The organism is Herbaspirillum sp. BH-1 (assembly GCF_002870055.1).
GTDB classification, from domain to species: domain Bacteria; phylum Pseudomonadota; class Gammaproteobacteria; order Burkholderiales; family Burkholderiaceae_D; genus Herbaspirillum; species Herbaspirillum frisingense.
The window spans coordinates 228,825-253,851 of sequence record NZ_PKOI01000007.1; the positions used below are offsets into that span (position 1 = coordinate 228,825).

At 62.5% G+C, this 25,027-nt stretch carries 24 protein-coding genes; 3 read left to right on the forward strand and 21 right to left on the reverse strand.

Annotated elements, in window-relative coordinates; translation table 11 throughout:
* Positions 1–2: 2 nt before the first annotated feature.
* The 10 genes from flgK to flgB form a co-directional block, all read right to left on the reverse strand.
* Positions 3–2,357 carry a flagellar hook-associated protein FlgK gene (gene flgK / locus HBH1_RS12300; RefSeq protein WP_102662977.1) on the reverse strand — a complete coding sequence of 785 codons (2,355 nt, stop codon included), beginning with the start codon at positions 2,355–2,357 and terminating at the stop codon, positions 3–5.
* Between the two features lie 159 nt (positions 2,358–2,516).
* Complete coding sequence (gene flgJ / locus HBH1_RS12305; RefSeq protein WP_006462675.1) at positions 2,517–3,491, reverse strand: flagellar assembly peptidoglycan hydrolase FlgJ; 975 nt, start codon at positions 3,489–3,491, stop codon at positions 2,517–2,519.
* A 62-nt stretch (positions 3,492–3,553) separates the two neighbouring features.
* Positions 3,554–4,657: a flagellar basal body P-ring protein FlgI gene (locus tag HBH1_RS12310; protein ID WP_182994926.1), complete on the reverse strand. Its 1,104-nt coding sequence runs from the start codon at positions 4,655–4,657 to the stop codon at positions 3,554–3,556.
* A 71-nt stretch (positions 4,658–4,728) separates the two neighbouring features.
* On the reverse strand, positions 4,729–5,388 hold the full coding sequence (locus tag HBH1_RS12315; protein WP_006462677.1) for a flagellar basal body L-ring protein FlgH: 660 nt from the start codon (positions 5,386–5,388) through the stop codon (positions 4,729–4,731).
* Between the two features lie 70 nt (positions 5,389–5,458).
* Positions 5,459–6,241, reverse strand: coding sequence for a flagellar basal-body rod protein FlgG (gene flgG / locus HBH1_RS12320; RefSeq protein ID WP_102662979.1), 783 nt, complete (start codon positions 6,239–6,241; stop codon positions 5,459–5,461).
* Positions 6,242–6,276: 35 nt separating this feature from the next.
* Positions 6,277–7,014 carry a flagellar basal-body rod protein FlgF gene (gene flgF / locus HBH1_RS12325; RefSeq protein WP_006462679.1) on the reverse strand — a complete coding sequence of 246 codons (738 nt, stop codon included), beginning with the start codon at positions 7,012–7,014 and terminating at the stop codon, positions 6,277–6,279.
* 111 nt (positions 7,015–7,125) lie between these two features.
* Positions 7,126–8,442 carry a flagellar hook protein FlgE gene (gene flgE / locus HBH1_RS12330; protein ID WP_102662980.1) on the reverse strand — a complete coding sequence of 439 codons (1,317 nt, stop codon included), beginning with the start codon at positions 8,440–8,442 and terminating at the stop codon, positions 7,126–7,128.
* 39 nt (positions 8,443–8,481) lie between these two features.
* The gene (locus tag HBH1_RS12335; protein ID WP_102662981.1) at positions 8,482–9,207 is read right to left on the reverse strand and encodes a flagellar hook assembly protein FlgD; all 726 of its coding nucleotides are present in this window, start codon (positions 9,205–9,207) and stop codon (positions 8,482–8,484) included.
* Between the two features lie 18 nt (positions 9,208–9,225).
* The gene (gene flgC / locus HBH1_RS12340) at positions 9,226–9,630 is read right to left on the reverse strand and encodes a flagellar basal body rod protein FlgC (RefSeq protein WP_006462682.1); all 405 of its coding nucleotides are present in this window, start codon (positions 9,628–9,630) and stop codon (positions 9,226–9,228) included.
* A 6-nt stretch (positions 9,631–9,636) separates the two neighbouring features.
* Entirely contained in the window at positions 9,637–10,065 is a 429-nt protein-coding gene (flgB, locus tag HBH1_RS12345; RefSeq protein ID WP_077237037.1) for a flagellar basal body rod protein FlgB, read from the reverse strand.
* 220 nt (positions 10,066–10,285) lie between these two features.
* Here flgB and flgA point away from each other — a divergent pair, with 220 nt between their 5' ends.
* The 3 genes from flgA to HBH1_RS12360 all read left to right on the forward strand — a co-directional run bounded on the left by flgA (position 10,286) and on the right by HBH1_RS12360 (position 12,025).
* Positions 10,286–11,032, forward strand: a complete 747-nt coding sequence (gene flgA, locus HBH1_RS12350) for a flagellar basal body P-ring formation chaperone FlgA (RefSeq protein WP_199181575.1) — start codon at positions 10,286–10,288, stop codon at positions 11,030–11,032.
* A 183-nt stretch (positions 11,033–11,215) separates the two neighbouring features.
* Positions 11,216–11,536, forward strand: a complete 321-nt coding sequence (gene flgM, locus HBH1_RS12355; protein ID WP_102662983.1) for a flagellar biosynthesis anti-sigma factor FlgM — start codon at positions 11,216–11,218, stop codon at positions 11,534–11,536.
* A gap of 30 nt (positions 11,537–11,566) precedes the next feature.
* On the forward strand, positions 11,567–12,025 hold the full coding sequence (locus HBH1_RS12360; RefSeq protein ID WP_077237035.1) for a flagella synthesis protein FlgN: 459 nt from the start codon (positions 11,567–11,569) through the stop codon (positions 12,023–12,025).
* 263 nt (positions 12,026–12,288) lie between these two features.
* On the opposite strand, the gene HBH1_RS12365 is transcribed toward HBH1_RS12360, so the two are convergent.
* The 11 genes from HBH1_RS12365 to HBH1_RS12415 all read right to left on the reverse strand — a co-directional run bounded on the left by HBH1_RS12365 (position 12,289) and on the right by HBH1_RS12415 (position 24,933).
* Positions 12,289–13,026 (reverse strand): RNA polymerase sigma factor FliA, encoded by a 738-nt coding sequence (locus HBH1_RS12365; RefSeq protein WP_006462687.1) that lies wholly within the window; start codon positions 13,024–13,026, stop codon positions 12,289–12,291.
* A 5-nt stretch (positions 13,027–13,031) separates the two neighbouring features.
* The gene (locus HBH1_RS12370; RefSeq protein WP_102662984.1) at positions 13,032–13,832 is read right to left on the reverse strand and encodes a MinD/ParA family ATP-binding protein; all 801 of its coding nucleotides are present in this window, start codon (positions 13,830–13,832) and stop codon (positions 13,032–13,034) included.
* 34 nt (positions 13,833–13,866) lie between these two features.
* Positions 13,867–15,351 carry a flagellar biosynthesis protein FlhF gene (gene flhF / locus HBH1_RS12375; protein WP_102662985.1) on the reverse strand — a complete coding sequence of 495 codons (1,485 nt, stop codon included), beginning with the start codon at positions 15,349–15,351 and terminating at the stop codon, positions 13,867–13,869.
* A complete protein-coding gene (gene flhA / locus HBH1_RS12380; RefSeq protein WP_102662986.1) occupies positions 15,348–17,456 on the reverse strand; it encodes a flagellar biosynthesis protein FlhA in 2,109 nt (702 codons plus the stop codon). Before flhA ends, flhF begins: the two co-directional genes overlap by 4 nt.
* A gap of 2 nt (positions 17,457–17,458) precedes the next feature.
* Positions 17,459–18,634 (reverse strand): flagellar biosynthesis protein FlhB, encoded by a 1,176-nt coding sequence (gene flhB / locus HBH1_RS12385; RefSeq protein WP_102662987.1) that lies wholly within the window; start codon positions 18,632–18,634, stop codon positions 17,459–17,461.
* A 631-nt stretch (positions 18,635–19,265) separates the two neighbouring features.
* On the reverse strand, positions 19,266–19,925 hold the full coding sequence (cheZ, locus tag HBH1_RS12390; RefSeq protein ID WP_102662988.1) for a protein phosphatase CheZ: 660 nt from the start codon (positions 19,923–19,925) through the stop codon (positions 19,266–19,268).
* On the reverse strand, positions 19,918–20,313 hold the full coding sequence (gene cheY, locus HBH1_RS12395) for a chemotaxis response regulator CheY (RefSeq protein ID WP_006712751.1): 396 nt from the start codon (positions 20,311–20,313) through the stop codon (positions 19,918–19,920). Before cheY ends, cheZ begins: the two co-directional genes overlap by 8 nt.
* 177 nt (positions 20,314–20,490) lie before the next feature.
* Positions 20,491–21,567 (reverse strand): protein-glutamate methylesterase/protein-glutamine glutaminase, encoded by a 1,077-nt coding sequence (locus tag HBH1_RS12400; RefSeq protein WP_039876336.1) that lies wholly within the window; start codon positions 21,565–21,567, stop codon positions 20,491–20,493.
* A 49-nt stretch (positions 21,568–21,616) separates the two neighbouring features.
* Positions 21,617–22,222 carry a chemoreceptor glutamine deamidase CheD gene (gene cheD / locus HBH1_RS12405; protein WP_006712749.1) on the reverse strand — a complete coding sequence of 202 codons (606 nt, stop codon included), beginning with the start codon at positions 22,220–22,222 and terminating at the stop codon, positions 21,617–21,619.
* The gene (locus tag HBH1_RS12410; protein ID WP_077237031.1) at positions 22,219–23,091 is read right to left on the reverse strand and encodes a CheR family methyltransferase; all 873 of its coding nucleotides are present in this window, start codon (positions 23,089–23,091) and stop codon (positions 22,219–22,221) included. Before HBH1_RS12410 ends, cheD begins: the two co-directional genes overlap by 4 nt.
* Before the next feature lie 195 nt (positions 23,092–23,286).
* Positions 23,287–24,933, reverse strand: coding sequence for a methyl-accepting chemotaxis protein (locus HBH1_RS12415; protein ID WP_102663005.1), 1,647 nt, complete (start codon positions 24,931–24,933; stop codon positions 23,287–23,289).
* Positions 24,934–25,027 lie beyond the last annotated feature (94 nt).

Below are 25,027 nucleotides of genomic sequence, written 5' to 3' on the forward strand. Positions count from 1 at the left end.
GTTCAACCGCCCAGGGTGAGCAGCACATTGATCATGTCGCTGGCCGCCTGGATGATCTTGGCAGCCGCCTGGTATTGCTGCTGGTTGCGGATCATCTGCGCCAGTTCCTCATCCTGGTTGACCCCGGACTCGGATTGCTGCTGGGTCTGGATCGCCGTCAGCCTTGCCTTCTCGGCAGTGTTGGTGACATTGATCTCATTGGTCTTGTTGCCGATGGTGGCCACCAACTGCGAGTACGAACCCTGGAAGTTGGTGCCATTGATAGTCTTGGCCGTCTGCAGGTTGCCCATGGCCAGCATGTTGCGATTGTCCGAGGCGGCATTGGTGTTGGCCGAGATGGTGAACTGGTCGCCATCAGAAGGCTGCCCGGAAATCTGGAACGATACGCCGCTGATCTCGTAGGTATCCCCCGCCGTGTAAGGCAGAACCGTGACACCGGCACCGATGGTGGTGGTGGTGCCATCCTTGTGGGTGATGGTACCGCCACCGGCCGGAACCGCCGGAGAAATCGAAAAGTTCGGCGGCGTGGCGGTAGCGTCGTACTCCAGCGTGGTCGGCTTGGTCAGCGGCGTGGTCGTGGTCAGATAGGCCGGCGTGACCGAACCGGTACTGATGGTCGCCGTGCCCTTGTTGGCCGCGACCGGCGCAAAGTTGAACTGGTCACCCGTGCCCGATGTGCTGGGCGTGCCGGTCAGCGTGAAGGACACGCCACCGCTGGTGATGGTCATGCCCGACTGGTAGGCGAACGGCGCGCCGCCGGTGGCCGTACCGCCGGTGCCATCGGGATAGGAATAGACGACATCCGGCACCGGCGATGCGCCGGACCAGGCCGCCGACAACTGCGTCACCGGTGTGGCCGGAGGTGTAGGCGTGCTCAAGGAGGCGGAAAACGACACCGACGAACCCTGCTGGAACTTGGTCGGATCCAGTGAGGTGCTGGAGATGAGGGCATTGCCGGTATTGGTGGCCGCGGTGCTGGCGTTGACGTTGTTGGTGGCGTTGATCGAGGTCGAGATCGGCGCTGCCGTGGCCAGCAGCTGCGTGTTGTTCAGCGCCAGCGAGAAGCCGGCCGCGCCATTGGCGGTCGGCTGGATCTTGTAGATGTTGCCGCTCGGGATGGCCGGCGCGTAAGGTCCGGGCGCGGCCGCACCGTTGGAGTAGGTCACCCCGTCCAGCGTCACCGGGAAATCGCCCGCCGCCTTGACGGTCTTGGTGTTGTCCGACAGGCGGGTGAAGGTGTAATTGGTGCCGTCGTAGGTCAACGTGTAGTCGCTGGTGCTCAAGGCCGACGGATCGGTAATCGTCGCCTTCAGGTCAGTCGTGCCGGTATTGGTCGGATAACCGATCAGGTTGGGCGAACTGACATTGAACATGTTGGTGCCGGGATTGCCGTTCTGGTCCAGGCCCAGCTGTTGTTGCTGGTTGAAGGCGGTACCCAGGGCAATTGCAATGCGGCCCAGGGCATTCTGGGTCGGGTCCAGCGTTTCGCTGCGGTACTTGAGCAAGCCACCGAGGCTGCCACCGTCATAGAAGAAGCTGTCCGGGATGGTGCTTGTGGTACCGCCCGTGGTGACCTGGCCGATCTGCAGGCGCGACACGTCGGTGGGCGAATTGGTCACCGCCAGCTGGGTCACGTTCTCACCGGTCACCAGCGACTGGCCGGTACCGATGAACACGCTCACGGCACCGGTATCCTGCGGCACGGTGGTGATCTTGACGTACTTGTTGAGTTCGGCCACCAGCTGGTCACGCTGGTCCAGCAGGTCGTTGGGTTGCTGACCGCCGCCGGTACCGATGGCACTGACGATGGCCTTGTTGAGCTGGGCGATCTGCTGCGCGTAGGAGTTGATCGTGGTGACGGTAGAGGTGATCTGGCTGTTGACACTGGCGCTGCTGGCCGAGAGCTGATCGTTGATGCTGGTCACCCGTGCCACCAGGCTCGAAGCCTGCGACAGCACCGACTGGCGCGACGCCTGGGTATTCGGATTGGAGGCCAGGTTCTGGATCGCCGCAAAGAAATCCTGCAAGGACGGCGACAAGCCGGCCTTGGTGTCGGCCACCATGTTGTTGATCTGCGAGATCTCGGAGTAGTACGCATCCAGCGAGCTGGCCGAGGTCTGCGAGGCCAGCGCCTGCTTGGTCAGGAAGTCGTTGTAGACACGCTTGATCTCGGTGACCTGGGTCCCCTGGCCGACGAAGCCGTAGCCGTAGTTGATGCCGCCGGCCGAGCTCTGCACGACTTCCTGGCGGTTGTAGCCGGGCGTGGTGGCGTTGGAGATGTTGTGGCTGGTGGTGGCCTGAGCCGCCATGGCCGCCTGCAACGCTGATTGCCCGATACTGAAGATGTTAGTTGCCATGCTAGGTTGTCGTCCCTGAAAGCTTTTAGCGGAATAACCAAGTCAACGGCAGGATTGACCAAAACTTTAGATGGCTGCGATCGAATTTGTTTCCGACCGGCACCGATGAGCTTGCCGCCGGGAAATCGCTCGCGGCCCAGGTCATGAGCGGCGGGAAACCTATGCCGAGAGCGACTGGCGGATGATGCGCGACAGTTTCTCCGCGTAATGTGGATCGGTGGCGTAACCGGCACGCTGCAGGCCGTAGGCGAAACCATGGGCATCCTGGGCGCTGGCCAGTACCTTCTCGTAGCGCGGATTGCTGCGCAGCAAGTTGGCGTAATCCTTGAAGGCGTCCGCATAGGAATCATACGCGCGGAATTTCTCCACCCGCTTTTGTGGCTTGCCGTTGATGTATTCGATGGTGGTGGCCTCGACCACCTTGCCGGTCCAGTTACCGGTGGCCTTGATGCCGAACAGGTTGTGCGCCGAACGGCCGTCGCGGGCGATGATTTCCTTCTTGCCCCACCCGGTTTCGAGCGCAGCCTGGGCCAGCATGAACTTGGCCGGGATGCCGGTCATCTTGCTGGCAATCTCGGCATCGGCCTGCAGGCGATTCTGGAAGGCCTCGACATGGGCCGGCTTGTTGGAGTTGCGGCGCTGCTTGCCGTTGCGACCATCCTGGTCGGTACTCTCGGCCTGCTGCTGGCTGGCGAAACTCTGGATGAACTTGGCGCGGTCGGCATCGCTCATTTCCTTGACCAGCGGAATACCCATGGGCAAGCCCTCCTCGCCCGGCATGGTCGTACCTTCCAGGTCCTGCGCATCCGGCAGCTTCTTGGGCAGCGAGGCCGACAACTGGCGGGTCAGCACATCGGCCAGCCCGACGCCGCGCTGTGCCAGGCTCTGGCTCAGCTGCTGATCCAACATGGAGGTAAACATCTTGGTCTGCTCGTTATCGAACGGGCCATTTTGCGGCGTCGCGTCGCGCATGCTCTTCATCACCATGTTCAGGAACAGTGCCTCGAACTGCTTGGCTGCCCCCTTGATGGCCTCCGGCGAGTTCTGCCGGGCTGCTTCGCGCAGGCCGTTCAGCCCATTCGCATCGACGGCCAGATTCTCGGTCGGATTGGATGGGTTGATCTTGTTGAGCATGGGTTACCTTGGATGAAAGCGTTTGTAATGGAATCGGCCCTGCCGTCCCGCTACCGTTACCGTTAGATCACTTCGAGTTCGGCGCGCAAGGAACCTGCCGCCTTCATCGCCTGCAGGATCGCCAGCAAGTCCTGGGGCGTGGCACCGATGGCATTGAGCGCCTTGACCACATCGGACAGCGAGGCGCCACCCTTCAACAGCATGACCTTGCCCGGCTCCTTGTTGATCGAGATCTGCGCATTCTGCACCCCGGCCGTCTGGCCACCGGCCAGCGCATTGGGCTGGCTCACGGCATTGTCAGCCTGGATCACCACCGACAGATTGCCGTGCGAGACGGCGCAGGTGTCGAGCATCACACTCTGGTTCATCACCACCGAACCGGTACGGGCATTGAGGATGACCTTGGCCGCCAGCTTGCCGGGGGTGACGTCGACGTTTTCCAGCGCCCCCAGGAAGGCCACCCGGTCACCACTGGAGATCGGTGCGCGCACGCGGATCACGCGGCCGTCCTGCGCCACGGCAGTATCGGTACCAAAGCGCTTGTTGAGCGCATCCACCACCCGGGCAGCGGTGGAGAAATCGTTGTCGTTCAGTTCCAGCACGACCATGTCGCCGCCACCCAGCGAACTGGGCACTGCACGTTCGACCGTGGCACCGCCGGAAATGCGGCCGGCCGACAGCTGGTTGATGGTGGTGCTGCTGCCGGCGGCCGAAGCACCGGCACCACCGACCACGATGTTGCCCTGGGCGATGGCATAGATCTGGCCGTCGGCGCCCTTGAGCGGCGCCATCAGCAAGGTGCCGCCGCGGATGCTCTTGGCATTGCCGATGGACGACACGGTCACGTCGATCAACTGGCCCGGCTGTGCGAAGGCCGGCAGGTTGGCCGTCACCATGGCCGCGGCCACGTTCTTCAACTGCATGTTGCTGCTGGTACCGGACGGCACATTCACGCCCAGCTGCTGCAGCATGCTGATCACGCTCTGCACGGTGAAGGGGGTCTGGGTAGTCTGGTCACCACTGCCGTCCAGACCGACCACCAGGCCGTAACCGACCAACTGGTTCTGACGCACGCCCTGGATGCTGGCCAGGTCCTTGAGTCGCTCGGCCTGGGCCGGAAGCGCCACGCCCAGGCACAGGGTGGCCACGGCCGCGGCGGCCACCATGGCCAGCCTGCTACCTGATCTGAAGATATCCATTGCGAAAGATCCTTTCCGGGTCATTGCACTACTCCACATCAGAAAGGAGAAACGCTGAAGAAGAATCGGCCCAGCGAGGACATGAAGTCAGCCATGTCCACGCGGGTATTGGTACGGTATTCGACCTTGGCATCGGCCACCAGGGTCGAGGAGACGGTATTGCCGGTCTGGATGTTGTCCGGGCTGATGGTGCCGGAGAAGCGCACGTACTCCACGCCCTTGTCCAGCGCCACCTGCTTTTCGCCGGAGACCACCAGGTTACCGTTGGGCAGCACCTCCACCACCGTCACGCCGATGGTGCCGGTAAAGGTATTGCTGGAATTGGTAGCGCCCTTGTCCTCGAACTTGGCCGAAGAGCTGCCGGAGGCCGACAGTTCCTTGATCGATGTGCCGAAGATGGTCGGCGCAGGCGACGCCACAGCGCCAGTCTTGCTGGCCGAGCTGCCGGCGGACTTGCCGGCACTGGTCTTTTCGTTGATGACGATGGTGATGGTGTCACCCACCAGGCGCGCGCGGCGGTCTTCCAGCAGCGGACGGTAGACCGCCGACTGGAAGATCGCACCCGAGGTCGGGGGCGCATAGGAAGCCGGCTGCGGACGCGCCGTCTTGGGACCCGTCACGATGCTGTCAGGCACGGTGGTGCAACCGGCCACAGCCAATACGCCCGCAATGGAAACCAATTTCAGCAAGTTCTTCATATCTGCCTCGTCCTTCTTTCTACTGCCGACTACCTTGTTCAACAACGCCACCCCGGCTCGCCGCCAGGTCTTACAGCTGCGACAGCTTGGCCAGCATCTGGTCGGATGTGGTGATGGCCTTGCTGTTGATTTCGTAGGCGCGCTGGGTCTGGATCATGTTGACCAGCTCTTCCACCACGTTCACGTTGGAGGTTTCCACATAGCCCTGCCACAAGGCGCCGGCGCCGTTGGTACCCGGGGTATTCGGGTTGGGGGTGCCGGAAGCGGCGGTTTCCACGTACAGGTTTTCGCCGCGGCTTTCCAGGCCAGCCGGGTTGATGAAGGTGGCCACCTGGATGGTGCCGATCTGCGTGGTCGCGGTCGAACCGGCCTGCATGATCGAGACGGTACCGTCACGACCCACGCTGAGCTTGGTGGTATTGAGCGGAATGGTGATCGGCGGCTGCAGGGTGTAGCCGCTGGAGGTCACCAACTGGCCCTGGCTGTCGGTCTGGAAGGCGCCATCGCGGGTGTAGGCGGTGGTACCGTCGGGCAGCAGGATCTGGAAGAAACCATTGCCCTGGATCGCCAGGTCCTTGTCATTGTTGGTCTGGTTGACGTTGCCCTGGGTGAAGATGCGCTCGGTGGCTACCGGACGCACGCCGGTACCGATCTGCAGGCCCGAGGGCAGTTGTGTCTGTTGCGAGGACTGGGCGCCGGGTTGACGCACGGTCTGGTACAGCAGGTCTTCGAACACCGCGCGCGAACGCTTGAAGCCGTTGGTGCTGACGTTGGCCAGGTTGTTGGAAATCACGTCCAGTTGCGTCTGTTGCGCATCCAGGCCGGTCTTGGAAATCCACAAGGAACGAATCATTTATTTCTCCGGTAATCAGTGCAGGGGCTGTGCTATCAGGACAAGGACAGAATCTGGGTCGCCTTGGTCGCATCGCTTTCGGCGGTCTGGATCACCTTCATGTTCATCTCGAACTGGCGTGACAGATTGATCATGTTGACCATCGCCTCCACCACATTCACGTTGCTGCCTTCGACGGCACCGCTGGCCAGGCGCACGTTGGCGTCCGGCTGGGCGGCACCGGTGATGGTGCGGAACAGGCCATCATCACCGCGCTTCATGTTCTTTTCGTCCGGATTGACCAGCTTGATGCGGCCCAGCACGTTGACCGCATTGGGAATGCCATTGGTCGGGATCGACGACACCGTGCCATCGGCGGCGATGGCCACCGTGGTATCGGGCGGGATGGTGATCGGACCGCCGTCGCCCTGCACCGACTGGCCATTCTGGGTCTGCAGGATGCCGTTCTCGTTGATCTTGAAGCTGCCATTGCGGGTATAGGCTTCCCCGCCATCGGCGGTCTGCACCGCGATCCAGCCGCGCCCCTGAACGGCCACGTCCAGCGCACGCCCGGTGTCCTGGATCGGTCCCTGCGAAAAATCGCTGCCTGCGGTCGAGTCGACCACGAAGGCCCGCGTGGGCAAGCCATCGCCCACCACCGGTGCCGAGCGGAAGGTATTCAATTGGGCGCGAAAACCCGTGGTCGTGGCGTTGGCCAGATTGTTGCTGGCAGTAGCTTGCTGCTCCAGCGTATGCTTTGCCCCCGACATCGCTGTATAGACCAGACGATCCATAAAACCCCTTATTTGCGGCACCATCCCCCGGCGCCAGCGGTTGAAACCGGCCGCCGGCGACGCCGGCGACCTTGCAGCACGCACGCCGCAAGGCGCGCGATCAAGCCATTATCAGCGCAGGCTGACCAGGGTCTGCAGCACGGTGTCCTGCACCTTGATGGTCTGCGAGTTGGCCTGGTAGACGCGCTGCGCCACGATCATGTTGACCAGTTCGGCGGTCAGGTCGACGTTGGAGTCTTCCACCGCGCGCGCCTGCAGGCTACCGAACGTGCCGGTGGAGGGCTTGCCCACCAGCGGGCTGCCGGCCGCGCCGGTGGCCGCATACAGGTTGTTGCCCAGCGGCTGCAGGCCATTCGGGTTGGCGAAGTTCACCAGCACCACGGTACCCAGGTTCTTGGTCTGCTGGTTGCTGTAGGAACCGACGATGTTGCCGTCCTTGTCGATGGAGAAGCTCGACAGGGTTCCCGGCGGCATGCCGTTCTGGTTTTGCGCCAGGTTGACGAAGGCCGAACCGGTCTGGGTCGAGCCGGCATAGCTCAACGTGATGGCGCTGGCGAAGTTGCCACCACCTGCGGCGATGTTGGCATTGGGACCGGTAGCGGTCAGGTCGATGCTCATCAGGCCGCTGGTGATCTGCGTACCGGTGGAATCGAACACACCGATGAGCGAGCCGGTGGAATCGAACTTCATCGTTCCCAGCGACAAGGGCGTGGTACCGCCAGAGGTGGTCACCAGGGTCTGGTCGCCAACCTTGGCGTACACGTCCCAGCTGGTGGTCGGCGGGGTCACCGTGGTATCCGGGTCGTGCTTGACGTAATAGGTCTGCACGCTGTACGGGTTACCCAGGCTGTCGTAGATGGTGACGCCCGTGGAGTTGTTGTAGGTGGTCGGATCTGCAGCATTGAAAGGCGTGGTGGTCGGCGTGCTCAACCGGGAATCCAGGTTGACCTTGGTGCTGATCGAGGTGGTGGTGGTCGCCGGGATGGACGAGGTATCGATCTGCAGCGGCACCGGATCACCGCCCGAGGCGCCAGCAGCCCAACCCATCAGGTAGGCACCGTTCATGCTCGGGTTGACGATGTAACCGCTCTTGTCGAGCTGGAACTGACCATTGCGACCATACATGGGCGACTTATCCTCCAGCGAACCTGCCATCTGGAAGAAACCGTCACCGTTGATGGCGATATCCAGCGGGTTGTTGGAAGAACTGATATTGCCCTGGGTGAATTGCTGCGCCACGTTGGCCACGGTCACGCCGATACCCACCGGCGAATTGCCGGAGCGGTTCATCGAGTTGGCATACATGTCGGCAAACTGGGTCTGCGACTGCTTGAAACCGACCGTGCTGGCGTTGGCCACGTTATTACCGATGACGTCCAGGCTCTTGGCTGCGCCGTTCAGTCCGCTCAGACCTTGCTGAAAACTCATGAGATATCCCCTTGTTCCGAATGATGTCGGTAATAACGATTAAAGAATTTGTACGATGTCGCTGGACTTGATGGTGCCAACGTTGGTGACATTGAGCTTGACGCCGTCCGTGCCGGTGGACACGCTGGCCACCGTACCGAAGGCCAGCGCCGTCACCGCGACTGGCGTGCCATTGTTGGACGCGGTGGCGGTGAAGGTGTAGTTGCCGTCGGCAGCCTTGCCGCCGGCGTCATTGGTACCATCCCAGATCACGGGCACGGCACCGGCAGCCTGGGTACCCAGGTCCATGGTGCGCACCACTGCGCCGGTGGAATCCTTGACGGTGACGATGACCGAAGAGGCCGTGCTGGGCAGGTTCACTCCGAACACCGCCTTCTGGCTGGTGACGTCCTTGCCGTCGGCGTCCTTGGTGGTGTCCGAGGTCAGCTGGATGCTATTGCCCGGCGCCAGCACGCTGTGACCGATCATGCTGGCCGTGGACAGCGCCTGCGAAGAGCTGAGATTGCCCATCAGCGTACTGAGCGAATCGTTCAACTGGCTGATGCCAGAGACGGTCGACAGCTGGGCCATCTGCGTGGTCAGCTGCGAGTTGTCCATCGGGTTGCTGGGATCCTGGTTCTTCATCTGCGCAATCAGCAGCGTCAGGAAGCGATTCTGGATCGCATCCGGGCTGTTGTCGTTCAGACTGGACGAGGTGTTGGTGGTCGACGAGCTGCTGCTCGTACCGTTCATTGCATTGAGCAGGTCATTGGAGACGATTGCCATGATTTAAGGTCCTGTTTCCTATTGTCCGATGGTAAGGGTCTTGACCAGCATGGCCTTGGCCGTATTCATCGTTTCCACATTGGTCTGGTAAGAGCGGGAAGCCGAGATCATGTTGACCATTTCCTCGACCGGGTTGACGTTGGGCATGGCGACATAACCATTGCCATCGGCCATGGGATGCTTGGGGTCGTAGACCAGCTTGGGTGGTGCCTGGTCTTCGACCACGGCAGCCACTTTCACGCCGCTATCCTTGACATCGCCCACGGGGATGGACTCGAAGACCACCTGCTTGGCCTTGTAGGGCCGGCCGTCCGGGCCGGTGGCGCTATCGGCGTTGGCGATATTGCTGGCGGTGGCATTGAGGCGCTGGGCCTGCGCACTCATGGCCGAACCGGCAACGTTGAAGATGTTGGAAAGGGACATGGTTTATCAACCCGGTTGGATGGCGTTAATCATGGCCTTGATCTGGCCGTTCACAGCGGTGACACCGGCTTCGTAGCGGATGCCGTTGTCGACGAATTCATTGCGCTCCACGTCCAGGTCGACGGTGTTGCCGTCCACGCTACCCTGGGTCACCGTGCGGTACTGCAGGGGCGAACCGCCGATGCTGCCCGGGCCGTTGTCAGGCGCAGTCCCGGCCACGTGCGAGGCGGCGGTGCGGGCCAGTTGCAGCGGCGGCACGGCGCCGCCCTTGTTGTCGAGGGCATTTTTCAGCGCATCGGCAAAATTGACGTCCCGCGCCTTGTAGTTGGGCGTATCGGCGTTGGCGATATTGGAGGCCAGCACCTGTTGGCGCTGTGCCCGCAGGTTCAGCGCCATCTCATTGAAGCGGAAGAAATCGTCGAGCTTAGAGACCATCGGGTCCTCCGGAAATACCGGCGCCGCTGCCGCCCGCCTGGGACGGTCGCACACTACGCCGATGATGGAATTACGTAGGCTTGATCATACGTTTCCACCCGGGACTTTAAGGGGCGATAAAGAGATAAAAGCCTCCCCTGTTTGCGCTTTTGACCTCGCGCGCGCGACGTACCATTGCTGCCAAGATTCGCCAATGCCTGCTGCAGGAAAGTTGCACAAAATGAAACATTCTTTTCGCCCCATGCGCGTACTGCGCCGTGCCATTGCCGCCCTGGCCATGCTGGCCGGCGCATTGACGGCCGCCTCGCCAGCCACCGCGCAAAACACCCCTGACGGTCCGCAAAAGCAGAACTTGCAAGTTCTGCAACAGGTTGCCGAGCAATTCCTGGCCAGCCAGACCTCCGGCCTGCCGGGCAGTGTCACGATCACCATCGATCCCGCCGACCCGCGCCTGACGCTGGCCTCCTGCCTCGAACCGCAAGCCTTCATGCCCAACGGCGGACGCCTGTGGGGCCGCACCACGGTGGGCGTCAAGTGCGTGGCGCCCTCCCCCTGGACGATCTATCTGCGCGCCAATGTCCAGGTCATTTCGGACTACCTGGTGGCCGCCGTGCCGCTGGCGCAGGGCCAGACCATCAGCGCCAGCGACATCACCCGCATCCGCGGTGACATGTCCAGCCTGCCCAGCGGGGTGATCACCGAAGAAGCCCAGGTGGTGGGCCGGGTCGCCAACATGTCCTTGCGCGCCGGCACACCGCTGCGCATGGACGCCGTCCGCAACCAGCGGGTGGTACAACAAGGGCAGTCGGTACGGGTCGTCTCGATCGGCCCAGGCTTCCAGATTTCCACGGAAGCGCGCGCCATGACCAACGCCAATGAAGGCCAGATGGCACAGGCGCGGACCGCCGCCGGGCAAGTGGTCAGCGGCATCGCCAAGGCGGGTGGCATTCTGGAAATCAACTATTGATAGAGGGCAATCCTGAAGAAAGGACTGTCTAGCCAGGATCTGCAGCCGGGCGTCGGAAATGTGAAGAAAATTTCTCCCATTTCGTCATTTTGGCGCCCTGGATGTTAAAGTTTGCGCAGAACTGGTCGATAATCCATACGACAGGCGGGTGCGATGCGCCCCCACCCTACAAGGAATACTGCCGTGAACGTTAACGACGCCCTCAAATCCGCTGCCCTCAACAGCGAGCAGACCCAGGCCCAGCCTCGCAACAACGCCCCCGCCGGCGCTGCTGCCGGCAATGGTGCCGCGGCCACTGCAGCCACTTCCGATAGCGTGCGCCTGTCCAGCACCTATCAGTCGCTGGAAACCAAGGTCAACAGCAACAGCAACAGTTTCGATGCCAAGAAAGTGGCTGAAATCAAGGCTGCCATCGCCAACGGCACCTTCCAGATCGATCCGGAAAAAGTGGCCAATGGCCTGATCGACACCGTCAAGACCCTGATCAGCGCCCGTCCGGCCTGATCGTCACTGCCTTCGCACAGGATCACCCGCATGAATCCGGCCAGCAATCTGCCCCTGGAACACGCTGCCCTGTCCCGCCTGGTCGAAAAACTGAATCAGGAACAGGCCTTGCTGGCTGAAGCCACCGCCGAAGGCCTGACCGACATCATCTCCGAAAAAGCCACCATCGTTTCCGACATGGCCACACTGGCCGGTAACCGCCACAGCCTGCTGGGCAGCCTGGGTTACAGCGAAGACGAGGCCGGCATGCAACAGTGGATGAACGAGCACGGCAGCGACGCCGACAAGGACGTCTGGGCCGGCCTGTTCGAACTGGCGCAGGATGCCAAGGAGCTCAACCGTGTCAACGGTTTGCTGATCGGCAAGAAGCTTTCGATCAACCAGAGCGCACTCACCATCCTGCAGGGCAAGACCGGCACCGGCAACTTCTACGGACCGGATGGACAGAACAGCATCAAATCTTCCGGCCGCAGGCTCGGCGTGGTCTGACCACCCTCCAAGCCGAGCGCCACGAGCGCAATCGACGCAGATACAAAGACCCCCGAGTGCCATGCCTCGGGGGTCTTTTTTTTGCGATGCAGATGCCTCAAGCTTTACCTGTTCAGCGCAATCTGGGTCAGGCCCAAGGCGGCACACAAGAGCTGTAAGCAAAAACGTCAAATTGGACACCTTTTTTCGATGGAATTGAAAACGGCTCCCGAAGGAGCCGTCAGAGCATGCCGGAGCGCGTCCTCCCGGACGCAAATCACGCCTCAGGCCACCCCACTCCACGAATGCTCCCGCAGATAGGAGCGCATGCGTGAGATTGCCTGGCTGTGCAGCTGGCACACGCGGGACTCGGACACGCCCATGACGGCGCCGATCTCCTTGAGGTTCATTTCCTGCTCGTAGTAGAGGGCCATCAGGATCTGCTCGCGCTCGGGCAGGGCCTTGATGGAATCCACCACGGCTTCGCGGAAGCCGCCGTTGATCAGGTTCTGCAGCGGGTCGTCATCGGACTCGGCGGTCTGGTAGCGGTCCAGGAAATGTTCATGACCACCATCGTCGTCGTGGAAATCCTCGTAGTAGATCAGCTGGTGCCCACCGCATTCACTGAGCAGCGACTGATACTCGGTGAGGCTGATCTTGAGGTGCTGCGCCACTTCGGTTTCCTGCGGCTGGCGACCGAGCTGCTGCAGCAAGGCCTGCATGGCTTCGTCTACCTTGCGGGCGTTCTGACGGATGCTGCGCGGCAGCCAGTCGCTGCTGCGCAGCTCGTCCAGCATGGCGCCGCGAATGCGTTGGACGGCATAGGTCTCGAACTGCGCGCCATGGGTCTCTTCGTAGCGGTTGACGGCGTCGAGCAAGCCCATCATGCCGGCCTGGATCAGGTCGTCCACCTCTACGCTAGGGGGCAATTTTGCCTTGAGCTGATGCGCCAGTTTCTTGACCAGCGGCGCATGCTGCTCCAGCACGTCGTTCTTGCCCTTTTTTCCCTTGACGTTATACATGCACGTCACACTCCCAGACTTGCACCATCGGTTGCCATTCCGTAAGTGCTGCGGGCCGTATCGGCCGCCGTGAATTGCTTGGACAGACGCTGGAAAGCCAGCGCCGCACCGGCAAAGGGAAACACATCCATCACCGCCCGCCCCTGACCAGTAGCACGGCGGATATGGTCATCGGCCGGGATGGCGCCGAGGAACTTCAACTGCGCCGCCAGATAGCGGCTGGCGGCCTGGGCCATGTTGGCGTAAACAGTACGCGCCTCGGCCTCGGTGGCATCATTGACGATCAGGCTGAAGGGACGCCGCCCGATGCGGTCGCTCAGGCTCTTCAGGAGCACATAGGCAGCCTTGATCGAGGTGGCCGTGGTCGATACCTGGATCACGATCTCACCCATTTCCATGGTCGGCACCGGCAGCGATTGGTCGCTCGCCAGCACGCCGTTGACCAGGGTGATCTCGGCCTGCTCGATAAGGCTGTCGAAAATCTCGGCCAGACGTCCGGCCTGCGGATCACTGGCGACCGGCACGCTGCGACGGGCAATACGGGCCATGGCAAAGCCTTCCGGCAGCATGCGGGTGGCCTCGCGCAAGGGACGCTCCATGCGCGCCACTTCCTGCAGCGTGGCCACGTCGTGGCGCAGACCGATGCGGGTCAGCAGCCCGGTGCTGGCCACGTCGCCATCGACAACCAGCACGTTATGCTTGGCCTGCGACAGGGACGCGGCAATATTGATGAGCATGGCACTCTTCTCTTCTTCACCCAGCACCGAGAAGAAAGTGAACAGCCGGGGAACCGGACGCTCCAGCATCCGCCTCAGTCCTGCGGCCTGGTCGATATCGTAACTAGCCAAAGCTCACCTCGCGCAGACCCTTGTCGTTCATGGACATCGCAGTAGGACCGATCACGCCGGGCAGTTCGCCTTCCTGAAATTCAAAAGGGGCGGTCTCGCGTTTCTGCTTGAAAGCACGGTCTGCCAGGTACAGCTTGTTGGCCACGTGCAGGTCTTCCGGCACGCGCTGGCCATTGGCGACGTAGTGCAGGTTGAGCTTGTGGCGGATCACCACGTCGAGCACGTTGCCGATGGTGGCTGCTTCATCGAGCTTGGTGATGATGCAACCGGCCAGACCGGAGCTGGAATAGGCATGCACCACTTCATTGAGAGTGCCACCGGTGGCAGTGGCGTTCAGGCACAGCAGGCGCTTGATGTCCACGCCGGCGCCGGCCAGCATGGCGTCCTGCTCGGCCACCATCTGGTCGCGCTGGCCCACCCCTGCGGTATCGATGAGCACGGTGTGCTTGCCCTTGAGTTCTTCCAGGGCGATGCGCAGATCGGTTTCATCCTTCACCGAATGCACCATCACGCCCAGGATCTTGCCGTAGATGCGCAGTTGTTCGTAGCCGCCGATACGGTAACCGTCGGTGGTGATCAAGGCCAGCTTGCCGGACCCATGGCGCATCACGCAGCGTGCGGCCAGCTTGGCGGTGGTGGTGGTCTTGCCCACGCCGGTGGGGCCGACCAGGGCGAAGACGCCGCCGTTTTCCAGCAGTTCGTTCTCGTTGGCCAGGGTGTTGAGATTGCGCGCCAAGACCGACTTGACCCAGAACATGATGTCCTGCGACTTGGAGTTGGACGGCAGGTTTTCGGTGATCAGGCGCGACAGGCTGGCCGAGAAGCCGGCGGCCAGCATTTCCTTCAGGACGATGCCCTTGAGCGGCTCGCGCTTTTGCGCGCCACCCCAGGAAATCTCGGCCAGCTGGGTTTCCAGCACGCCACGCATGGAGCGGATTTCGCTCATGACCTCGGACAGGATCTCGTCGTAGTCCTTGCCGTCGAATTCAGGCAGCGCCGAACGCGGACGTTGATCCTGTTCTGCGGCATCGCCAGCCTCGGCCGCAGGCGGCTGGGCAGCGGCACCGCCGGCACGACGGCTGCGCCAGACGCGCGCATCGGGGCCGGGTGCAGCCTCTGCTGCGCGGGCGGGTGCCCGACCCTGGGCCGGCTGGTCCAGCAGGGGTGCCTGCTCGGTACGCAGGGCGCGGGCCGGCTGCTGCGCCAGCGGCGAAGACAGCAGTGCGGGACGCTTGGGCTGCTGCGCCGGCGGCAGACCGGATTGCTGCTGCAGCGAGGCCGCCTGCGGGCGAGCCCCAGCTTCGCGCGCACCGGTGGGTGCCACCAGGGTGGTCATATCCTCGTTGGCCATGGCCAGGATCTCCACCCCATCGGGAATATTGCGGTTGGAGAGAATGACGGCATCCGGGCCAAGCGCCTCGCGGACCTGACGCCAGGCCTCGCGAGAAGAATTGGCGATAAATTTCTTGACGTTCATGCTTGCCCTCCAACTAGGCTGGTAACTTTAATCGTTTTCGATTCTGGCACTTCAGCGTGCGACAACACGCGCAACTGCGGCATGGCACGACGCAGGAAGCGCGCCATCAACGTGCGCAGCGGCGCCCCCACCAGCAGTACCGGCGCGTAGCCAAGCTGCTCCTGGCGCTGCGCCGCAATTTCGGTCTGCTGTACCAGCGAATCGGCCAGACCCGGCTCGATACCGCCGGTGTCGCCGCTGGCCTGCAGCGCCTGCATGAGCAGACGTTCGAGCTTGGAGTCCAGCGCCATGACCGGCAACTCGCTCTCGCCCGGGAAAATCTGTTGCACGATGGCCCGACCCAGCGCGATGCGGACGATGGCCGTGAGATCGGTCGGGTCCTGGATGCGCGCGGCGTGCTCGGCCAAGGTTTCGATGATAGTGCGCATATCGCGAATGTGCACGCCTTCGGTGAGCAGGTTCTGCAACACTTTCTGCAAGGTACCCAGGGGCAACATCTTCGGCACCAGATCTTCCACCAGCTTGGGCGCTTCCTTGGCCAGGTGGTCCAGCAGGCTCTGCACTTCCTGGCGGCCCAGCAGCTCGGAAGCATGGGTGGTGATCAGGTGGTTCAGGTGGGTGGCGACGACGGTGCCGGCATCGACCACGGTATAGCCCATGGTCGATGCCTGTTCGCGCAGGCTGTTGTCGATCCAGACGGCCGGCAGACCGAAGGCCGGGTCGGAAGTCATCATGCCCGGCAAGGGGCCGGTCACCATACCCGGGTTGATCGCCAGGTATTGGCCGGCATGGGCCTCGCCATTGCCCACTTCCACGCCTTTGAGGGTAATGCGGTAGGCCGAGGGTTTCAATTCCAGATTGTCGCGGATATGGATGGGCGGCGACAGGAAGCCGACTTCCTGGGCGAATTTCTTGCGGATGCCCTTGATGCGCTTGAGCAGTTCGCCGCCCTGCCCCTTGTCCACCAGCGGGATGAGGCGGTAGCCCACTTCCAGGCCCAGGGTATCGACCGGCATGACGTCGTTCCAGCTGGCCTCCTCGCCTTCGGCGGGCGCGGCCGCAGCTGCTGCGGCTTGCGGGGTGGTGGCGGCACTTTCGGCCTTGGCGGTCTGGACGCGCTTGCTGATGGCATACGCGCCACCGCCCATGGCAGCCGCCAGCAGCAGGAAGGCGATATGCGGCATGCCCGGGATCAGGCCCATGCCGCCGATGATGACGGCAGTAATGTAGAGCACTTCCGGCTTGGCGAAGAGCTGGTTGATCAGCTGGCCACCCACGTCCTGGTCGTTGGCCACGCGCGAGACCACCACACCGGCGGCCGTCGAGATGATCAGCGAGGGAATCTGCGCCACCAGGCCATCACCGATGGCCAGCAACGTGTAGTTCTTCAGTGCGGCGTCGAAGGCCAGGTCGTGCTGGACCATCCCCACCACCAGACCGCCGACGATGTTGACCACGGTCACGATGATGCCGGCGATGGCGTCGCCGCGCACGTACTTGGAGGCACCGTCCATGGCACCGTAGAACTCCGACTCCTGTGCCACTTCCTTGCGGCGGGCGCGGGCCTCGGGCTCACCGATCAGGCCGGCGTTGAGGTCGGCGTCGATCGCCATCTGCTTGCCCGGCATCGCATCCAGGGTGAAGCGCGCGCCCACTTCGGCGATACGGCCGGCACCCTTGGTCACCACCATGAAGTTGATGATGGTCAGGATCACGAACACCACGATACCGACCGTGTAGTTGCCGCCGATCAGGAAGTGACCGAAGGCTTCGATCACCTTGCCGGCGGCGTCCGGGCCGGTATGGCCCTCGGTCAGCACGACCCGGGTCGAGGCCACGTTCAGTGACAGGCGCAGCATGGTCGACACCAGCAGCACCGCCGGGAAGGCGATGAAATCCAGCGGCTTGACGGTATAGAGCGCCGTCATCAGCACGATCACCGAGAGCGAGATGTTGAAGCTGAACAGCAGGTCCAGCATGAAGGCTGGCAGCGGCAGCACCATCATCGCCAGCATCATGACGATCAGGATCGGCGCAGCGAAGGCCTTGCCGCTCTTGATCGGCACCCAGGCCGGAATTTTCATCGTATTGAGTTTGGTCGCCATCGTTACTGCCTGCTTCTATTCTTGGGGCCGCGTGTCTTGGGAGGTGCAGTGGCCGGATCGAGGTCCTTGGGCACGGCCAGGTCGGTCGGCTCCACCGGACGGTCGCCACCGAACTTGCCAAAGGTGCGCAACTGGAACACGTAGGCCAGCACCTCGGCCACGGCGGTATAAAGGGCCTCGGGGATCTCGTCGCCGATCTCGGTATGGGTGTGCAAGGCGCGCGCCAGGGGCGGCGCTTCCAGCAGCGGCACCTTGTGCTCGCGCGCCAGTTCGCGGATCTTGGCGGCGATGTCGTCGGCACCCTTGGCCACCACCTTCGGTGCGCCCATCTTGCCTTCGGTATATTTCAGCGCGACCGCGTAGTGGGTCGGGTTGGTCACTACCACATCGGCGGTGGGCACCTCGGCCATCATGCGGCGGCGTGCCATGGCGCGCTGCATTGCGCGGATCTTGCCCTTGACGTGAGGATCGCCTTCGGATTCCTTGTGCTCCTGCTTGACCTCTTCACGCGTCATGCGCAGCTTGCGGCCGTAGTTCCAGATCTGATAAGGGACGTCCAGCACGGCAATGAGGATCAGCGCCGACACGATGGTGATGAAGCTGGTCCACAGCAGATACGCCGAATGGGCGCCGGCGGTCTTGAGCGATTCCACGCCCAGCCCCAGCACCGCATCAATCTGGCCTCGGATGGCCAACCAGGCAACGGTCCCCACCAGCAGCGTCTTGAGCACGGCCTTGCCCAGCTCGACCAGGGAGTTGACCGAGAACATGTTGCCAAAACCGCTGATGGGATTGAGCTTGCTGAACTTGGGCGCCAGTGATTCGACGTTGAACAGCCAGCCGCCCAGCATCAGCGGCGCGGCCATGGCAGCCAGGGTCATCATGAAGGCAATGGGGATCATGGCAATGGCCACATCCAGCAGATGGGCGCTGAGCATGTTGAACAGCACCACCGGATCGAAGGCCGCCGCGCGCTCCATGCTCAGGGTGGCGACCATGATGCGGTCCAGGCTGGTCACGACCGGGCCGCTGAAGGCCCAGACGCAACTGCCGCCGACCAGCAGCATCAGGCAAGTGGCCAGCTCGCGCGAGCGCGGCACATCACCCTGCTCACGAGCACGCTCAATGCGTTTACTCGTGGCGGGTTCTGTCCGCTCCATATCGCTGTCTTCGGCCATCCGCCGTATCCCCCTGCAAAACTGCTTGCCCCCCGGCGTCGCGTGCGCTGGACGGATTTCTAGAACAATAGGCTAGGATTATTGGCGACCGGGAGGCGCCATCATCACGGGAATAGGGGCGAAAACGTCCCCCATTTCGGACTAGGCAAAAGCCCCAGGCTCTGCCTTGGACAGAACGGCGCGTCTCGAAGGCGGTGTACCGCACGCTTCTTCCGGCATAGGCGATACAGGGCAAAGTCAAATTTGCATGTTGAATGTGATACGTGGCATTTCCACGACATACCAGGGCCTGTTCACATTTAATCTGCGAGTGCGAGAGGTCGCCAAGCGTTGTCTGCCTAGGCGCGGCGACGCGCCGTAGTGGTGCTACGGCAAGGAGCTGCAACAACGGCAGGCGACGCTTGGCGGCCTCTCCCGGAGGGTTGCCCCCAGAAGGCGCGCTGGCCGCGTTGCACGTCAGGGCTGGTGGCACCACCACCAGCCCTGACGCGCGCCTTGCCACCACGCCTTCTGGGGGCAACGCATCTCGCAGATTAAATGTGAACAGGCCCTAGACAAGCAACAATGACGAAGGCCTTGCAGATTGCCCATCAGACAATATGCAAGGCCTTCGAGGGAGAGACACGCGGGATCAGAAGCCCAGGCTCTCCAGCAGATCGTCCACTTGCCCCTGGTTGGCGATGACATCCTTGCCGGCCGGGTCGATCTGGGGGCCATTGAGCAGGCCCGTATCTTCGCGCTTGGTTTCCGAGGGCGAGTAATCGACCAGCAGTTGCACCAGTTGCGACTCCAGGTCGTGTGCCAGCTTGGTGACGCGCTTGATGACCTGACCCGTCAGGTCCTGGAAATCCTGCGCCATCATGATGTCCAGCAGTTGCTGCTTGGTCACGCTGCTGTCTTCGCCAGCCTGCGCCAGGAAGGCCGAGGTGCGGGCACCCAGTTCACGGTACTGGGCTTCCGAGAAGCTGCCGGCGGTGGCCGCTTCCCACTGCGCCTTGAGCTCGCCGGCACCGTCGTGGATGCGCTCCTGCAAGGGGCTGGCCAGTTCGGTGGCATTGAGCACGCGCTGGGCGGCCTGTTCGGTCATCCGCGCCACGTATTCCAGGCGGTCACGCGCGTCGGGCATGTCGCTGGCGGCGCGCTCCAGCAGGCGGTCGAAGCCCAGGCCGCGCAAGCTGTCGTGCAGGTTGCGCGTCATGTGGCCGATACGGACCAATACCTCTTCGCTGACCGCGGCACCCTCGGCGGACGCGGTACGGGCGGGATTGAGGCCGCCTTCCACCTCAGCCACCTGCGGCCATCTTTTCGAAGATCTTGCCCAGCTTCTCATCCAGCGTGGCCGCGGTGAAAGGCTTGACCACGTAGCCGTTGGCACCCGCCTGGGCAGCGGCGACGATGTTTTCCTTCTTGGCTTCGGCGGTGACCATCAGCACGGGCAGCTTGGACAGGGCCGGGTCCTTGCGGATTTCCTGCAGCATGGTCAGGCCATCCATGTTGGGCATGTTCCAGTCGGAGACGACGAAATCGAACTGGTCGCTACGCAGCTTTTGCAGCGCCTGGACGCCATCTTCGGCCTCGTCCACGTTGGTGTAGCCTAATTCCTTGAGCAGGTTGCGCACGATGCGGCGCATGGTCGAGAAATCGTCGACGACTAAGAACTTGGTATTGGGACCCGACATGCTAAGACTCCATCTGAACAATTGAATTCGTGGATAACGGCAAGTGCCTAGGCTCACTTGAACCGAATCCTTCTTATCTTCCCAGTTTGAGGTGAAACCTCAAGCTGCCTCTCATATGCAACGCATTGTAGTGCAGCAATAGCAAATTTGGCAGAACAATAAGCGTATCGCGCGGCTTCAGACCCGCAGGGCACGGCTTCCGTGTTCCGCCAGCCACGCCAGCACCCTTCCCGGCATGGCCTGCAGCGAAAGAACCTCATGCGCCGCACCAATGGCGATGGCTTCGCGGGGCATGCCGAAGACCACGCAGGAGGCCTCGTCCTGGGCAAAGTTGTAGGCGCCGGCATTGCGCATTTCCAGCATGCCCTGCGCGCCGTCCTTGCCCATACCGGTCAGGATCACGCCCACGGCGTTCTTGCCGGCGCAGGTCGCCGCCGACTGGAACAGCACATCCACCGAGGGCCGGTGGCGGTTTACCGGCGGGCCCTGGTCGAGCTGGGTCATGTAGTTGGCGCCGCTGCGCACCAGTTTCAGGTGCGAATGGCCGGGCGCAATATAGGCGTGCCCCGGGAGCACGCGCTCGTTGCCGGCCGATTCCACTACTGAAATCTTGCACAGGTTGTTCAGGCGCTGGGCGAAGGAACGGGTGAATCCTTCGGGCATATGCTGGGTGATCAGGATGCCGGGGCAGTCCGAAGGCATGCGGATCAGGAATTCCTTGATGGCCTCGGTGCCGCCGGTGGAAGCGCCGATGATGATCAGCTTTTCGCTACTGGTGAGCGGATTGCGGATCTGCGGCAAGGCTTCGCCTGGGGTGGCAGCCTGCTCGGCCGCACGTGACGGGCGTGCGCGCACGCGTGCCTTGGCGGCGGCGCGGATCTTGTCGGCGATCATGTCGGCATATTCCTGCATGCCGCTCTGGATGGAGATCTTGGGCTTGGTCACGAAATCGATGGCGCCCAGCTCCAGCGCCCGCAGGGTGATTTCGGAACCACGCTCGGTCAGCGACGACACCATCACCACCGGCATGGGGCGCAGGCGCATCAGCTTTTCCAGAAAATCCAGGCCGTCCATGCGCGGCATTTCCACGTCCAGCGTCAGCACGTCCGGGTTGGTCTGCTTGATCAGCTCGCGGGCGATGATCGGGTCGGGCGCCACGCCCACCACTTCCATGTCCGGCTGGCTGCCGATGATTTCACGCATGACACTGCGGATCAGTGCGGAGTCGTCGACGATAAGAACTTTAATTTTCATCACTCAATCACTCAAATTTCGGAATTACCCTGCTGACTGATCATGGCCGTCAGAACAGGTCCACCTCGCCGCCCACCGGCTTGGTGACCAGCTTGCTGGCGTAGGCTTTTTCGCGGTCCACCAGGGTATTGTTGTGCATCTGTTTCAGTTTTTTCACCAGCACCTTGCCGGTGCGGGGGAAGAAATACACCTTGCGGGGATAGATATCGTTCAGGTCCTCGGCCACCACCCGGATGTTTTCTGCCTTGAGGTAGCGCCGTACGAATTCGGCATTGCGCTCACCCACGTTGATGGCCGAAAAACCGCGCAGCACGTTGCCGCCGCCGAACACCTTGGCCTCCAGGTTTTCGCGACGGGCACCGGACTTGAGCACTTCGTTGATCAGCACTTCCATGGCATAGGTGCCATAGCGGGCCGAGGCCGAGATCGGACTGCCATCGTCACCGCCCCCGTCGGGCAACATGAAATGGTTCATGCCGCCAATGCCGGAGACACGGTCCCGGATACAGGCCGAGACGCAGGAGCCCAGCACGGTGACGATCATCATGTCCTTGCCGGTGAAGTAATACTCGCCCGGCAGGATCTTGGCGGCATCGCAATCGAAGGTGCGGTCGTAGTAGAGATTGGTGGCAATCTGCTCGGACGCCTGACTCATGGCTTGGTCCTTGCGCCACGCTGCGTTGCGTTGAGTTCATAGACCGTCTTGCCTTTGAGCTTGAGGGCATCGGAGACATACAGGAAGTTCTCCGAATGGCCGGCGAACAGCAAGGCATGAGGCTTCATCAATGGAACGAATCGGGACAGGATCTTGCTCTGGGTAGGTTTATCGAAATAGATCATCACGTTGCGACAGAAGATCACATCGAACTGACCGTTGATGGGCCAGCCATCGGCCAGCAGGTTCAGCTGCTTGAAGGTGATCAGCTTGCGCAATTCCGGGCGCACGCGCACGTAACCCTCATGGTTACCCTTGCCACGCAGGAAGAACTTCTTGACCCGTTCGGGCGCCATCTTTTCGATGCGCTCCATGGGATAGACGCCATTGGCGCCGGTGGCCAGGACATTGGTATCGATGTCGGTGGCCACGATCTGTACCGGCGGCGTCATCGAGCCATAGGCCTCGCAGGCGGTCATGGCGATGGTATAGGGCTCTTCCCCGGTAGACGCCGCCGAGCACCAGATGGTGGCCGGCTCCTTCAGGGTCTTGAGGAAATCCGCCAGGATGGGGAAATGGTGTGCCTCGCGGAAGAACGAGGTCAGGTTGGTGGTCAGGGCGTTGGTGAAGGCTTCCCACTCGTCGGAGTCGTGGGTGCGTTCGAGCATGTCGAGATACTGCTGGAAGGAAGTGATGCCGGTGGCCCGAAGGCGCCGCGCCAGACGGCTGTACACCATTTCCTGCTTGCTGTCGGCCAGGGCGATCCCGGCCCGCTGGTAAATGAGGCCACGCACGCGCTCGAAATCACGGCTGTTGAAATCGAACTCCTTGCCGGATGATTCGCCCTTGCTTGGCACCGTAGGCTTCACTGTCTTTCCTTCCCTGGCGCAGCCTGCTCGCAGGCCGGCCACTTGCTGTCTATCGCCCGTCCCATGCGGGCGAGCGTCCCCTCGTCGAATAATCTAACAGGCGCCGGACGGGGTCAAGCGAATCAGCCTCGGAAATGAAACGGTTTTACCCCCCTATTGCGACAAGTCAATCCGACACGGGCATGCATACCCTTCTCAAACCTTGGAAATCCTCACCGGCCTTGCCCCGCGCGGGGTGGCCGACGCCCGTACTGCAGTGGACGGCGCCAGGGTGGCAGGCGTTGCAGTCGAGACCACCGGTACCGCCGCGGGCGCGGCCGCATGGCTGGACCGATAGCCCACCCGGAAGCCGCCCCAGTGCTTGCCATTGACATAGATCGGCACCGACAGGTCGTGCACCACCTCACCGGTATCGCGTTTGTAGGTCTGCAGCAGGAAAGGCTTGGTATTGGCCCCGCAGCGCTTGCCGGTGCGGTCACTGAAGATGCGCTTGGTGCGGTTGTTGACCAGGTCGATATCGTAATTGCCGGTCAGCGGCTGAGAGAATTTCTTGTTGTGGGTAGGAAAATAGCCATTGTTGTCCACCGCACCGGCGTAGGCCAGTTGCGGCATGCGCTCCAGCAGCGCCTCCTGCAGTGCGGGCAATACGCGGTCGGTAAAGCCATCGAACTGGCTGGAGTGCTTTTGCGGTGAGGTATTGGCAATCGGCTTGTAGGTGCGATCGAAGAGCGCCGCCTCGGCAATCTGCCCGGCACGGATCGCCTTTTCGAACAGGCTCCCCACCGCCTGCGCTGCTTCTGCGGCGGCTTCGCGGATCTCGTCGTGTCCGCTGCGCGCACCGCCATCGACGATGGCCTCGAACACCGCCTCCGCCCGCTCCGACAGCAGCATCGCCGACGCCGCCACGCGGGGCAGCTCACCGTCGGTCTGCAGCATGCCGTTGCGGATGTCGGTGATGGCCTCGGCGATTTCCTGGGTCGTCTGGACATGTTCGCGCGAAGCCACGGCAATTTCCTCGATCTGCTCCTGCGACTGGCTGGACGAACGCTCGATGCTGTTGAGCAGGGTATGCACCTTTTCCACGTTCTGGGCCGCTTCCAGCACCCTGCTGCTCAGGGAGTTCATGCCCGAGGCTGCCCGCTCGGCCTCTTCGGTGATGGCGCGCACCATGACGCCGATGTCGTCGGTGGCTTCCTTGGTGCGCTGGGCCAGTTGCCGCACTTCCCCGGCCACCACCGCAAACCCGCGCCCCTGCTCACCGGCGCGCGCGGCCTCGATGGCAGCATTCAATGCCAGCAGATTGGTGCGGGCGGCGATTTCACTGATGACCTCGGTAATGCCATGGATGCGGCGCGACTTTTCCTGCAGCTGCGCCATCATCGACGACGCCGACAGGGCGTCGGTACGTGCCTGCCCGATCTGCTGCAGGCCACGATCGACCTCGGCCCGGCCGCTGACGCTCTCGGTACGCACTTCGGCCGCGATCGCCGAGGCGCGCTCGGCATTGGCGGCAATCTGCTCGGTGGTCGCCGCATTCTGCTCGGCGCTGGCAGCAATCCGATCGGCCGCCCCCACATCCTTGCTGATCTTGTTCTTGATGGTATCGACGAAGAACGAGGTTTCAGCTGCGCCGATCATGATGTGATCGATTTCGTCGCTGATCCTGTCGACCATCGCATCGCCACGGGGCTGGCCACGGCCACGCACCAGCGCGAAACCGACCAAACCCAGCAGCACGGCCACGCAACTGACCCAAGGTGCCGCCAGCCAGCGCCCTGCCCCCACGGCATCCAGCGCCAGCGCCGCACCGCCACCGAGTACCAGCCCGGCCAACCAGGGCAAGGCCCCCTGCCAGGCTTGCGACGTCAGCCCGGCGCCGGCCGCCCCCGTACTTTTGTTCTTCGCCATCGATGTCTCCTTGCGGGTAGCCCCCGCT

Bases quoted from the DNA above. Each gene is read 5' to 3' on its own strand.
- flgK (WP_102662977.1), bottom strand. From the start codon at position 2,357: ATGGCAACTAACATCTTCAGTATCGGGCAATCAGCGTTGCAGGCGGCC.
- flgJ (WP_006462675.1), bottom strand. From the start codon at position 3,491: ATGCTCAACAAGATCAACCCATCCAATCCGACCGAGAATCTGGCCGTC.
- HBH1_RS12310 (WP_182994926.1), bottom strand. From the start codon at position 4,657: ATGGTGGCCGCCGCGGCCGTGGCCACCCTGTGCCTGGGCGTGGCGCTT.
- HBH1_RS12315 (WP_006462677.1), bottom strand. From the start codon at position 5,388: ATGAAGAACTTGCTGAAATTGGTTTCCATTGCGGGCGTATTGGCTGTG.
- flgG (WP_102662979.1), bottom strand. From the start codon at position 6,241: ATGATTCGTTCCTTGTGGATTTCCAAGACCGGCCTGGATGCGCAACAG.
- flgF (WP_006462679.1), bottom strand. From the start codon at position 7,014: ATGGATCGTCTGGTCTATACAGCGATGTCGGGGGCAAAGCATACGCTG.
- flgE (WP_102662980.1), bottom strand. From the start codon at position 8,442: ATGAGTTTTCAGCAAGGTCTGAGCGGACTGAACGGCGCAGCCAAGAGC.
- HBH1_RS12335 (WP_102662981.1), bottom strand. From the start codon at position 9,207: ATGGCAATCGTCTCCAATGACCTGCTCAATGCAATGAACGGTACGAGC.
- flgC (WP_006462682.1), bottom strand. From the start codon at position 9,630: ATGTCCCTTTCCAACATCTTCAACGTTGCCGGTTCGGCCATGAGTGCG.
- flgB (WP_077237037.1), bottom strand. From the start codon at position 10,065: ATGGTCTCTAAGCTCGACGATTTCTTCCGCTTCAATGAGATGGCGCTG.
- flgA (WP_199181575.1), top strand. From the start codon at position 10,286: ATGAAACATTCTTTTCGCCCCATGCGCGTACTGCGCCGTGCCATTGCC.
- HBH1_RS12360 (WP_077237035.1), top strand. From the start codon at position 11,567: ATGAATCCGGCCAGCAATCTGCCCCTGGAACACGCTGCCCTGTCCCGC.
- HBH1_RS12365 (WP_006462687.1), bottom strand. From the start codon at position 13,026: ATGTATAACGTCAAGGGAAAAAAGGGCAAGAACGACGTGCTGGAGCAG.
- HBH1_RS12370 (WP_102662984.1), bottom strand. From the start codon at position 13,832: ATGCTGGAGCGTCCGGTTCCCCGGCTGTTCACTTTCTTCTCGGTGCTG.
- flhF (WP_102662985.1), bottom strand. From the start codon at position 15,351: ATGAACGTCAAGAAATTTATCGCCAATTCTTCTCGCGAGGCCTGGCGT.
- flhA (WP_102662986.1), bottom strand. From the start codon at position 17,456: ATGGCGACCAAACTCAATACGATGAAAATTCCGGCCTGGGTGCCGATC.
- flhB (WP_102662987.1), bottom strand. From the start codon at position 18,634: ATGGCCGAAGACAGCGATATGGAGCGGACAGAACCCGCCACGAGTAAA.
- cheY (WP_006712751.1), bottom strand. From the start codon at position 20,313: ATGTCGGGTCCCAATACCAAGTTCTTAGTCGTCGACGATTTCTCGACC.
- HBH1_RS12400 (WP_039876336.1), bottom strand. From the start codon at position 21,567: ATGAAAATTAAAGTTCTTATCGTCGACGACTCCGCACTGATCCGCAGT.
- cheD (WP_006712749.1), bottom strand. From the start codon at position 22,222: ATGAGTCAGGCGTCCGAGCAGATTGCCACCAATCTCTACTACGACCGC.